The sequence below is a fragment of the Solimonas flava DSM 18980 genome, assembly GCF_000426685.1.
Taxonomy (GTDB): Bacteria; Pseudomonadota; Gammaproteobacteria; order Nevskiales; family Nevskiaceae; genus Solimonas; species Solimonas flava.
This window is the reverse complement of the sequence record NZ_AUFV01000001.1, coordinates 546,324-557,256: the sequence shown is the minus strand read 5'-3', so window position 1 is coordinate 557,256 and position 10,933 is coordinate 546,324. Positions and strand designations below refer to the sequence as shown.

Sequence of the window (10,933 nt, the reverse complement as noted above, 5' to 3'; positions counted from 1 at the left end):
TGCAAAAGACAACGCTGTCAAGTCCAAGTAAACAGCAGCTTGCAGTGATCTCTCGGAAGCTGGCGCAGCGCCTGTGCGGCGCCCGGGACGCCGCGAGCGCGGCGCGCAGATCAGCCCGCTCGGGTCTAGTGGTCCGCCGCCGTGAGCGGCTGCGCGTGCTCGATCTCGCCGCCGCCGAGGCATTCGTCGCCGTCGTAGAGCACCACGTACTGGCCGGGCACGGCGGCGCGCTGCGCGTCGGCGAAGCGCACGCGCACGCGCACGCGGCCGTCGGGCAGCGACTCGGCGCTGCAGTCCTGCAGTTTCTGACGATGGCGGATGCGCGCCTGCAGCCGGGGTGGCAGCGGCAGCGGCTGGCGAATCCAGTGGAACGGCGCGGCGAGCAGTTCGCGCGTCATCAGCAGCGGATGTGCAGGGTCCTGCGCGGCGATCAGCCGGTTGCGCGCGGCGTCCTTGGCCACCACGTACCATGCCGCCTCGCGCGCGCCGCGCGTGCCGCCGACACCGAGCCCGCGACGCTGTCCGAGCGTGTAGTACATCAGGCCCTGGTGGCGGCCGATCACGCGGCCCTGGTCGTCGACGATCTCGCCGGGATCGGGCTTCAGGTAAGCCGACAGGAACTCGCGGAACTCGCGTTCGCCGATGAAGCAGATGCCGGTCGAATCCTTCTTGCGATGCACCGGCAGCCCGGCGCGCGTGGCGATCGCGCGCACTTCCGGCTTGGCCAGCGCGCCGACCGGGAACAGCACGCGCTCGAACTGCGCGCGCTCGACGGCGGCGAGGAAATAGGTCTGGTCCTTGTTGTCGTCGACCGCGCGCAGCAGGCGCGGGCCGTCGCTGCCGTGTTCGATGCGCGCGTAGTGGCCGGTCGCGACGAAGTCGGCGCCGAGGCGCAGCGCATGCTCGCGAAACGGCGCGAACTTCACTTCGCGGTTGCAGAGCACGTCGGGGTTCGGCGTCTTGCCGGCGGCGTAGTCGGCGAGAAATCTGGCGAACACGCGCTCGCGATACTCGCGCGAGAAGTCGGCGCGGTGCAGCGGGATGCCGAGTTCCTCGCAAACGGCGCGCGCGTCCTGGAAATCGTCGGCGGCGCTGCAGTAACCCTGTTCGTCCTCGGTCCAGTTGACCATGAACAGGCCCGAAACGCGGTAGCCCTGTTCCTTCAGCAGATAGGCGCTGACGGAGGAGTCGACGCCGCCGGACAACCCGACGACGACATGCGGCGCGCTCACGTCGACCTTCAGCGCGCGACGCGCGTCTCGTTCAGATGCGCGATCAGGTCCAGCGGCAGGCGGCGGCCGGCGAGATAGTCGTCGACGCAGCGCAGGACCATCGGGCTGCGGTGCCGCTCACGCGTCGCGACGAGTTCGTCGCGGCTCATCCACAGCGCACGCTCGATGCCGCGGTCGAGCACATGGCCGGGCCGCTCGCGCAGCGCCTCGGCGACGAAGGCCACGCGCAGGAAGCCGTATTCGAGACCTTGCGGATCGTAGTGATAGAGCCCGAGGAAATGCGTCGGCTGCACGTCCCAGCCGGTTTCCTCGAGCGTCTCGCGAATCGCGCCGTCGATCAGCGTCTCGCCGTGCTCCCAGTGGCCGGCCGGCTGGTTCAGCATGCTCGCGCCGTTGATGCGCTCCTCGACCGTCAGGAAGCGGCCGTCGCGTTCGACGACGCAGGCGACGACGACGTGCGGCGTCCAGTCGGCGCTCACGACAGTTTCCCTTGGCGGCGCAGGTGGTAGTAGCCCTGAGGGTCGGGATTGCCGAGCGAGCGCAGCAGGTTCTGGACCAGCGGCGGCGCGTCGGCCTTCGGCCGCAGCTGCAGATGCAGTTCGTACGAGCGGTCGGCCTTGGCGCGGGCGTCGCCGGCGACTTCGAGCGAGCCGGCGAGGGTGTGCACGAGGGCGACCATGTCGCTGCCGTCGCGGCTGATCGTCGCCTCGTAATCGCCGAGCACGATCGGCTCCTTGGCCAGCGTCCAGGCCAGGCCCTGCACGCGCAGCGTGCCGTTGGCGTCGACCGGCCAGTTGTCGAGCAGCTTGAGCGTCGGCAGGTCGAGACTGGCCTGACCGTCGATCGGTGCGAACGGCTGGCCGAATGCGGACAGCAGCGGCTTGAGCCCGGCGCCGATACGCAGGTCGGCGGCGCGCACGCTGTTGTAGCCCTTGCTGATGTGGCCGCTGATCAGCACGCCGCCGCGGCTGTCGAGCTCAGCGCCGAGGCGGCCGAGCAGCAGGTCGCTGAGACGCAGGCGCCAGTGCAGCTGTTCGGCGAGCGGGCGGCCGCTGACCAGTACCACGGCGGCGCTGCCGTCGCGCAGCGTGCCGTCGACGCCGGCCAGCGCGACCTTGTCGCCGAGACCGGGCTTGAGCCAGCCGTACAGCGTCGCCGCCGGCGCCAGCAGGACGAGGCTGACGAGAAAGGTGAGGGCGCCGACCAGCGCGTACAGGGTGCGTCGCTTCATGTCAGCGGCCCAGCGTGAAACGGGCGTTGACGAGTCCCGGCGCCGAGCCCGGCTCGATCTCGGCGCTGTCGACGCCGACGCCGTAGCGGGCCTGCAGCTCGCCGAGCCAGCGCAGCGTGTTGTCGAAAGGCACGTCATCGAACCAGACCTTGACGGCCTTGTCGCCGGCGCCGTCCGGCTGCACGCGGGTCGGCGCCTTGCCGAGCGTGCCGCCGCGGCTGGTCTGGTCGACCACCGACAGCAGCGCGGCGCTGCGGTCGACCGCGCCGGCACGGCGGCCGCTCTGCGCGAGGGCGGCCGCGCTTTCGATGCGTACCGCCAGGGCCCGCGCGCCGTCGAGCGCGGCGGTGCGCTGGCGCTGGGCGTTGACCAGCGGTTCCCAGATGCCGAGGTAGAGCACCATCACGACCAGCACGCCGGTGCCGGCGAGCACGATCAGGCGCTCGCGCGGTTGCAGTTGTTCGAGCGCGGCGCGGGCCCGCGCCTGCCATTGTTCGATCAGGGCGTTCATGAAGCGGAGAGGCGGATACGGATCTGCACGCCTTCGGCGCCGGCGTTGGCCGATTCGACGCCGAGCTGGGCGCCGCGGCTGCCGCCGGAGAACCAGCTCTTCAGGCGTTCGAGCAGTTCGAGGTTGGCGGCGCCGAGCTGCGCGTAGAGCGTGCCGTCGCGAAACTGCAGCGACTGCAGACGCAGGCCCGGCTGCGCGGCCAGCGCCTGCGACAGCACATCGAGCAGCGGAATGAAGCGGCCGCCGCTGGCACCGCCCTGCAGCGCGGCGAGCTGCTGCGTGAGCTGGGCGTCGAGGTCGACGATGCGGGTCTCGTTCGGAAAGATCTGCTGGTAGCGCGCCACGTTGGCGGCTTCCTGCGCGGCGAGCTCGCGCTTGAGGCGATAGGCCTCGATGCCGTGCACCAGCATCGTCAGCACGATCGCGACGCCGGCCAGCGTCGCGGCCGTCTTCCACGGCGCCAGCCAGCGCAGGCGATTGCGCTTGGGCGAGTAGTCGCCCTGCAGGAGGTCGATCGCATCGGCGGCACGCAGCTGTTGCAGCAGCGCTTCGAGCGCGGTCGCGAAGCCGTGGCGCGGCTCGACCGGCCAGCCGAGCGTGCTGACGTCGAAGGCTTCGTCGCGCGGCACCGTCAGGCGCAGGGTCTTCTGCTTGTCCGGATCGGCGAGTTCCAGGCAGAACCCGAGATCCTCGGCGAGGCAGACGAAACCGGCATCGCGCGCGGTGCGCACGATCGCCTGCCCGCCGTCGACCAGCGCGTGAATGTGGGTGTCGTCCGGAACCGCCAGTGCCAGTACGTCGGGCAGCATCAGGTCGGCATGCAGGCCCTGCGTCTGCAGCAGCGCGAGCCAGGCTGCCATGCGCTCGCGCGAGATGATCGCCAGCGGCCAGCGGCCGTCCGCCATGCGGCTGCCGAGCGCGAAGTGCAGGGTGTCGACATCCTCGGCGAACTGCTCTTCGAGAACGTAGGGCGCTGCCTGCAGGACCTTGGCCGGCTGACGCGCCGGCACCTGCACGGTGGCCAGCCGCACGTCCGCCGACGGCACCAGCACGACCACGCGGTGCTGCGCGGCCAGCGGCGCCAGCGTGTCCAGCGGCGCGCGCTGGACCACGAACGAGGCAATCGCGTCGGCGCGGGCGATGCAGTATTCGACCGGTTCGGCAGTGTCGGCCGAACGCAGGCGGATGTAGAGGGTTTCTCGCATTTATTCGGTGAAGGTGCTGCGTCCGTAGACGAGCGGCACGCCGCCGCTTTTCGGCCGATACAGGAAACTATACAGGGCGAGGCGGCCACTGCCTATGTAAGCCTCGGCGCGCAACTCGAAGAACTCGCTGCTCGTGCCGATCAGGCTCTTGTCGACCTTGGCGGTCGAGAAGTTGTATTCGTTGTCGAGGTCCTCCACGCGTTCGGCCGGGCGCGCGCTGCGCCCGGCGATGAACTGCTCGAGCGGGGTCCCGGCGTCCGGGAACAGCGCCAGCAGCAGCTGCGGCGGCGCGGTATTGACGTTGATCGAGGTGCCGTTGCGCGGCAGCGCGGCGACCAGGTCGACGAGCTTGGCGTAGACCTGCGCCGTCATGCCCTTGACCGCGAGCAGCTCGCTGACGCTCTGCATCGGCCGGTTCGGCACGCGTCGCGGCGGGTCGAGGCCGAGATAGTCGGCGTCCTCGCCGCCGTCGGTGCCGGTCGGCTCGCTGTCGGCGTCGATGTAGTCGCGGATCGCGTTGGCCAGCGCCTTGCCCTGGTATTCGTCGCCGCCGGTCGCCTGCTGGTAGAGGCGCACGAAGATCGCGACCTGCTTGTTGTAGGCGTCGCTGGTGCCTTGCACGCCGAGGTTGTTGAGGTTGTAACGGCCCTGCAGGTCGACGATGTTGCCGCGCAGGCCGCCCTCGTCGACCGGCAGCGCCGCCGGCGTCGCCCAGATGTCCTTGAGCGAGTCGTAGCGGTTCAGCTCGGCGTCGCGTTGCAGGATGGTGCGCACCCAGGATTCGACGCCGTCCAGATACCACCAGCCGAGTTCGGATTCCTGCAGGTTCTGCGTGCGGTGGATCGCCAGGTTCGCCGAAGTCAGCACGGCCGCAGCGGCGATCGCCGCGAGCGCGACGACCAGTACGGCCGTGATCAGGGCGATGCCGCGTTGCCGGCGCCTCATTGCGCGTCGCTCCCGCTGCTCGTGCCGCCGCTGTCCGGCGTGGTCGTAGTGGCGTCCGGCGTCGGCACGTTGCCGCTGCCGGTACCGCGCGCCGCCTGCGGGTCGAGGCCGAGCTTGAACAGGAAACGCAGCTCGCCGAGGTCCTTGGTGTTCAGCGTCACCTCGACGCCGAGCGGCGGCGCCACGCCGGCTGCCTGCGCGGTGGTCGTTGCCGTCTCCAGCGTCGGCCAGCGCGTCCGCCACTCGCGCTGCTCGTCGAGGAAGCGCCAGCGCAGATCGGTGACGTCGTGCAGCAGCACGACGTCGACCGGCTTGCTGTCCTGGGCGCGGTCGAGCAGCCGCCAGCTGGAGCGGACCAGTGCGCCGTCTTCGAGCCGGTAGGCGACGCGTTCCAGCGTCGAGCGCGGCTGCAGCAGCGGATTGCGCCAGCCGCCGCGCGTGAATTCGACGGCGGCGTTGTCGGCGCCGAGCAGCGCCGCCTGCAGATCGCCGTAGTTGTCGCGAATCGGCCGGTTGCTGAGCTGCTGGAAATCGTTGCGCAGGCGCATGTAGGCCTTCTGCAGTTCGGCCAGACGCTGCTGCGCGGCTTCGACCGAGGCGCGCGTTTTCAGCACCGCATCGAGGCCGCCGTAGGCGAGCATCGCGAAGATCGCGAAGATCGCGACGACGATGATGATCTCCAGCAGCGTGAAGCCGCGCGCGCGGCGGACGGAGCGCTTCATTTGCGCCCCGCGTCGCCGATGAAGGCGGCCAGGTGCGCGAGCGGCGCCGGCTGGTCGATGTTGCCGGGCTTGCCGTTGTCGGCCGTCACCCGGATGTCGACGCGGCGCAGGTGCGGGTCGGTCGTGGCCTGCACCTGCATTTCCCACTTCCATTCGGCGCCGGCCATTTCGGCTTTGCCGTTGGATTTGCCGGTATCCGGCCAGGCGCGTTGCAGCGCCAGCTCGCTGAGGCGGTTGTGCGCCACCCACAGCGCGACGGTTTTCTCGCGCAGATAGGCGGCGTTGCTGGTGTAGCGCGCCATGCCGGCGATGATCGCACCGAGCGCGATCGCCACCACGGCGACGGCGGCGAGCATCTCGATCAGCGTGAAGCCGCGCGCGCGCGCCCTCATCGGCCGTTCTCCAGGGTCTTCAGGCTGCCGCGGCCGAGGTTGTCGATCTCGACGCGGTACGTGACCGGCACGCCGGGCGCTGAGACATCGATGTTCAGCGCCGTGGCTTCGCCGCTCGACAGGAACATCGCCGCCGGCTTCAGTGCCTTGGTTTGCTCTTCGTCCTTCTTCTTCTGCGCCTCGGTGTCCTCGGCGTCGTCCTTGCCGCTGTCGTCCTGGGCTTTGGCGGCCTCGCGTTCGGCCCCCGCCCGGGCCGCCTTGCCGGCCGCGAGCAGATCGGCGAGCGGGGTCGGCGGCACGACGCGGCCCTCGACGCGCAGGTCGAGGGCGATCGGCGCCTGCACCTGGCGCGGCCGCAGCGGGCCGTCGGTGATCGGCACCCAGCGGCCGGTCATTGCCGAGCTTACGAAGGCATAGCCCTGATCGGTGTAGACAAAGCCGATTTCGACGCCCTGCATCTCGGCGTCCTCGGCGGCCATCGCGAACAGTTGCTGCAGGCGCTGGGCCTCGGTTTCGAGCTTGTCGGCCAGCGCGCGGTTGCTCATCGACAGCGTTGCGAACGTGACCAGGATGCCGACGATGATGACGACGACCAGGATTTCGATCAGCGTGAAGCCGTGCGCGGCGCGGGGCGGCGAAATGCGGAGCCTGGAAGTCGGGATCATGCCCGGCCTTGGAGCCTGTTCGGGGAGCGGGAGTTCAGTATGCGGCGGCGGTGTTGCAGGCTTGCGGTCCGCCGTCGTGGCGCTGCAGGGCCTGCGCCGGGGAGTGTAACCGCTTGCCCCGCCGAATGAGTGCGCCGCCGGCTGGCGACCGGCGGCGCTTGGGTTCGTGGCGGGGCGGGACCGCGTCGTTTCAGTACGCGACGCTGAAGCGGCGCCGGCTGTGCCGCGGTTGCTCGAGCTCGTCGGCGAGGGCGATCGCGTAATCCTCCATCGAGATCCGGCTGTTGCCTTCGGCGTCGACCAGCAGCTGATCGCCGCCGAGGCGGAAGTGGCCGCTGCGCTCGCCGGGCTCGAACAGCGCCGCCGGCGACAGGAACGTCCAGTCGAGCGCCGTTTCGGCGCGCAGCGTGTCGAGGAAGCGGCGGCCGGCGCCGGCCTCGGCCTTGTAGGCGTCCGGGAAACCGGCGGTATCGATCAGTGCCACGCCGGGCGCGACCTCCAGGCTGCCGGCCCCGCCGACGACGAGCAGGCGCGGCACGCCGGCCTGGCGCATGGCGGCCAGTAGCGGCGCGGCCGCGGTCGACTCGAAGCGGCCGGCGCTGATCACTGCATTGTGGCCGGCGATCAGCGGCGCCAGGGCGGCGGCGTCGTTGGCGTCGGCGCAGTGCAGCGTCAGGCCGGGGCGGGCGGTGGCGCCCGCTTGGCGGGAGATGCCGGTGATCTGGTGTCCGCGACGCAGCAGTTCGTCGGCGAGGCGGGAACCGACGCGGCCGCTGATGCCGATGAGGGCGATTTTCATGAGGCTTGCTCCTGGTTGGGGGAAAAGGGCTTTGCGTCCGCGCCCGGCGCAGACCTCTGGCGGTGCGGCGAGGGCGGGTACGGTGGCGATCCGGAGGTAACGGACGAGCGTCACTCTAGTTGCTCGTTTTGAATCAAAAAACCGTGATTCCGGCATTTGTTTGTTGCATGATTCGGTCAAATGGACCGACTCACCGCAACCCGCGTGTTCGTCACCGTCGTCGACCGCGGCAGCCTCAGTGCCGCGGCCGGCGCGCTCGACATGTCCCGGGCGATGGTCTCGCGCTATCTCGCGGAAATGGAGCGCTGGGCGGGCGCGCGCCTCTTGCACCGGAGCACGCGGCGGCTCGGGCTGACCCCGGCCGGCGAGCAGGCGCTGGCCCGTGCGCGACGCATGCTGGAGATGGCCGAGGAGATCGAGGCGGCCGGCGAGGCCGCGCACGAACAGCCGCGCGGCCTGCTGCGCCTGACCTGCAGTACCGGCTTCGGCCAGCAGTACCTGGCGCCGGCCGTCGCCGATTTCATGGCGCGCTACCCGCAGACCGCGGTTGAAGCGCTGATCCTCAATCGCCTCGTCAATCTCGTCGAAGAGCGGATCGATCTGGCGCTGCGCATCACCGCCGAGCCGGACCCGAACCTGATCGCGCGCCGGCTGGCGCCGTGCCGCTCGGTGATCTGTGCCGCGCCGTCCTATCTGCAGGCACGCGGCTTGCCGCGCCGTGCCGAGGATCTGGCCCCGCACAACTGTCTGAGCTATTCGTACTTCGGCAAGAGCCTCTGGGAGTTCGAACGCGACGACGGTGCGTTCGCGGTCCCGGTGTCCGGCACGATCAGCAGCAACGATTCCGAGTTCCTGCTGCAGGCCGCGCTGCACGGCGCCGGCATCGTGATGCAGCCGAGCTTCGCCGTTGCCGGCCTGCTGCGCGAGGGGCGCCTCGTCGCGTTGCTGCCGGAGGAATCGCCGAAGGTGCTATCGCTCTATGCGGTCTACAGCTCGCGCCGGCAGATGTCGGCCGCGCTGCGTGCGATGCTCGATTTTCTCGCACAGCGCTGGGCCGACGCGCCCTGGGATGCCGGCCCGGCGGCCTGAGCGGCGCCGGCGTCGCCCAATAAAAAAGCCCGCGCGAAGCGGGCTTTTCGATAGCTGTGGAAAAACGTGCGGCTCAGCCGCCGAGATCCCAGTTGCCGATATCGGCATCGGTGCCTTCGCCGCCGGGCTTGCCGTCGCGGCCGAGCGAGAAGATGTCGATCTCGCCCTTGGTGCCCGGCGACAGGTACTGGTACGGATTACCCCAGGGGTCCTTCGGCAGCGACTTCACGTAGCCGCCGGTCTTGTAGTTCCGCGGTTCCGGATCGCCGCCCGGCTTGGTGACCAGCGCATCGAGGCCCTGCTGCGTCGACGGGTAGTTGAAGTTGTCGAGCTTGTAGAGGTTGAGCGCCGATTCGAGGGCGCGGATGTCCTGCTTGGCCTTGACGACCCGGGCCTGATCCGGCTTGTCCATGATTTTGGGGACGACCATCGCGGCGAGAATGCCGAGGATGATGACCACGACCATGATTTCGATCAGGGTGAAGCCGCCCTGGGCGGGGCGGCGCGCGCGAAATGATTTCATTGGGAGATAATGTCGGCTACAGAAAGAGAGGCGGTGCGCCTTTCGGCCGATGATAACAAACTCGATTCTTCGCGCCCGTGACGTGTGGGCGTGGCCCCTGCTGCTGGTGCTGGTCATGGTCGTTGCCGAGTTGTTCGGCGACGCCGGTCGTGCTGCGCTGGAGTATGACCGCAGCCTGATCACGCAGGGCCAGTGGTGGCGCCTGCTGAGCGGCAGCATCGTGCATCTGGGCTGGTATCACTTGATGCTCAACGCCATCGGCATCGGCGTGCTCGTACTGCTGTGTCCGCAGCCGCTGTCGCCGTGGATCTGGCTGCGCCGCCTGACGCTGATCGCGCTCGGCATGAGCCTGTGCCTGTACGCCTTCGTGCCGAAGCTGCAGACCTACGTCGGCATGTCCGGCGTGATCCACGGCCTGTTCGTGCTCGGCCTCGTGCCGCAGCTGCTGCGTCGCGACTGGATCGCGGCGGCCTGCCTGGCTTACCTGATCGGCAAGCTCGGCTACGAGATCGTCACCGGCGCCCCCGTTTCGGACGAGGCCGCGATCGGCGGCCATGTCGTCACCGAGTCGCACTTGTACGGCTCGATCATCGCTTTGGTTTACGGCCTTGTGTTTGGCAGCTTCAGCGGGCGGGAAGCCCGTTCCGATCCACCCGAACCACCACCGCAGGACCTTTCATGAGTTACGCCATGCTGTTTCCCGGACAGGGCTCGCAAGCCGTCGGCATGCTGTCCGGCCATACCGACCCCATCATTCGCGCGACCTTCGACGAAGCCGCGCAGGCGCTCGGCTGGGATCTCGCCCGGCTCGTCGCCGAAGGCCCGGAGGCCGAGCTGAACCAGACCGCGCGCACGCAGCCGGCCCTGCTCGCGGCCGGCATCGCCGTCTGGCGCCTGTGGCAGGCCCGGCAACTGCCGGCGCCGGTCGCGCTGGCGGGGCACAGCCTCGGCGAGTACACGGCGCTGGTCGCTGCCGGCAGCCTGGATTTCGGCGATGCGCTGCGCCTCGTCGAACTGCGCGGCCAGCTGATGCAGGCGGCGGTGCCGGCCGGCGTCGGCGGCATGGCGGCGGTGGTCGGGCTCGACGATGCGGCGGTCGAGGCCTTCTGCGCCGAATACGCCGGCGAAGGCGTGCTCGAACCGGCCAATTACAACGCGCCCGGTCAGGTCGTCGTCGCCGGCAACGTGCCGGCGCTCGAATGGCTGGAACGCGAGGGCAAGGCGCACGGGGCACGCATGGTCGTGCGTCTGGCGATGTCAGTGCCCTCGCACTGCTCGCTGATGCGCGAAGCCGCCGACCGGCTCGCCGAGCGCCTCGCGCAGACGCCCGTTAACGCGCCTGCAATCCCGGTCCGCCACAATCTCGACGGGCAGGTGCGCGTGGACGCCGACGGCATTCGCCAGGCGCTGCGCGAGCAGCTGTACCGTCCGGTGCGCTGGGCGACGACGATCGCGCAGCTCAAGGGCGAAGGCGTCGGCACGTTCCTCGAGTGCGGGCCGGGCAAGGTGCTGGTCGGACTGAACAAGCGCATTGCCAAGGACGCCGTGTCGTTTGCGCTGGAAGACGCCGAAGGCGTCGACAAAGCGGCGGCGGCTGTCAAGGCTTGACGGGGAAGGCT

14 protein-coding genes are annotated in these 10,933 nt (G+C 69.7%); 3 read left to right on the top strand and 11 right to left on the bottom strand.

All coding sequences use genetic code 11. From position 1 onward, the window contains the following. Positions 1-125: 125 nt before the first annotated feature. The 10 genes from mnmA to K343_RS0102410 all read right to left on the bottom strand — a co-directional run bounded on the left by mnmA (position 126) and on the right by K343_RS0102410 (position 7,702). Positions 126-1,232: a tRNA 2-thiouridine(34) synthase MnmA gene (mnmA, locus tag K343_RS0102455; protein WP_028006704.1), complete on the bottom strand. Its 1,107-nt coding sequence runs from the start codon at positions 1,230-1,232 to the stop codon at positions 126-128. Between the two features lie 8 nt (positions 1,233-1,240). Further along, the gene (locus tag K343_RS0102450; protein WP_028006703.1) at positions 1,241-1,711 is read right to left on the bottom strand and encodes an NUDIX hydrolase; all 471 of its coding nucleotides are present in this window, start codon (positions 1,709-1,711) and stop codon (positions 1,241-1,243) included. Further along, positions 1,708-2,463: a type II secretion system protein N gene (locus tag K343_RS0102445; protein WP_028006702.1), complete on the bottom strand. Its 756-nt coding sequence runs from the start codon at positions 2,461-2,463 to the stop codon at positions 1,708-1,710. Before K343_RS0102445 ends, K343_RS0102450 begins: the two co-directional genes overlap by 4 nt. 1 nt (position 2,464) lies before the next feature. Further along, positions 2,465-2,974 carry a type II secretion system protein M gene (locus K343_RS0102440; RefSeq protein WP_028006701.1) on the bottom strand — a complete coding sequence of 170 codons (510 nt, stop codon included), beginning with the start codon at positions 2,972-2,974 and terminating at the stop codon, positions 2,465-2,467. Then, positions 2,971-4,179, bottom strand: a complete 1,209-nt coding sequence (gene gspL / locus K343_RS0102435) for a type II secretion system protein GspL (RefSeq protein WP_028006700.1) — start codon at positions 4,177-4,179, stop codon at positions 2,971-2,973. Before gspL ends, K343_RS0102440 begins: the two co-directional genes overlap by 4 nt. Then, on the bottom strand, positions 4,180-5,124 hold the full coding sequence (gspK, locus tag K343_RS0102430) for a type II secretion system minor pseudopilin GspK (protein ID WP_028006699.1): 945 nt from the start codon (positions 5,122-5,124) through the stop codon (positions 4,180-4,182). Next, positions 5,121-5,846: a type II secretion system minor pseudopilin GspJ gene (gene gspJ / locus K343_RS20640; protein ID WP_043111867.1), complete on the bottom strand. Its 726-nt coding sequence runs from the start codon at positions 5,844-5,846 to the stop codon at positions 5,121-5,123. Before gspJ ends, gspK begins: the two co-directional genes overlap by 4 nt. After that, entirely contained in the window at positions 5,843-6,238 is a 396-nt protein-coding gene (gspI, locus tag K343_RS0102420; protein WP_028006698.1) for a type II secretion system minor pseudopilin GspI, read from the bottom strand. The genes gspJ and gspI overlap by 4 nt, the downstream gene beginning before the upstream one ends. Next, positions 6,235-6,903, bottom strand: a complete 669-nt coding sequence (locus tag K343_RS23150) for a prepilin-type N-terminal cleavage/methylation domain-containing protein (RefSeq protein ID WP_051277869.1) — start codon at positions 6,901-6,903, stop codon at positions 6,235-6,237. Before K343_RS23150 ends, gspI begins: the two co-directional genes overlap by 4 nt. 190 nt (positions 6,904-7,093) lie before the next feature. After that, on the bottom strand, positions 7,094-7,702 hold the full coding sequence (locus K343_RS0102410) for an NAD(P)-dependent oxidoreductase (RefSeq protein WP_028006697.1): 609 nt from the start codon (positions 7,700-7,702) through the stop codon (positions 7,094-7,096). 180 nt (positions 7,703-7,882) lie between these two features. Between K343_RS0102410 and K343_RS0102405 the strand changes: the two genes are divergently transcribed. Continuing rightward, on the top strand, positions 7,883-8,791 hold the full coding sequence (locus K343_RS0102405) for a LysR family transcriptional regulator (protein ID WP_028006696.1): 909 nt from the start codon (positions 7,883-7,885) through the stop codon (positions 8,789-8,791). A gap of 73 nt (positions 8,792-8,864) precedes the next feature. On the opposite strand, the gene gspG is transcribed toward K343_RS0102405, so the two are convergent. After that, positions 8,865-9,314: a type II secretion system major pseudopilin GspG gene (gspG, locus tag K343_RS0102400; protein ID WP_028006695.1), complete on the bottom strand. Its 450-nt coding sequence runs from the start codon at positions 9,312-9,314 to the stop codon at positions 8,865-8,867. 82 nt (positions 9,315-9,396) lie between these two features. On the opposite strand from gspG, the gene rrtA reads away from it, so the two are divergent. After that, complete coding sequence (gene rrtA / locus K343_RS0102395; protein ID WP_245585096.1) at positions 9,397-9,996, top strand: rhombosortase; 600 nt, start codon at positions 9,397-9,399, stop codon at positions 9,994-9,996. After that, entirely contained in the window at positions 9,993-10,922 is a 930-nt protein-coding gene (gene fabD, locus K343_RS0102390; RefSeq protein ID WP_028006693.1) for an ACP S-malonyltransferase, read from the top strand. The genes rrtA and fabD overlap by 4 nt, the downstream gene beginning before the upstream one ends. Positions 10,923-10,933 lie beyond the last annotated feature (11 nt).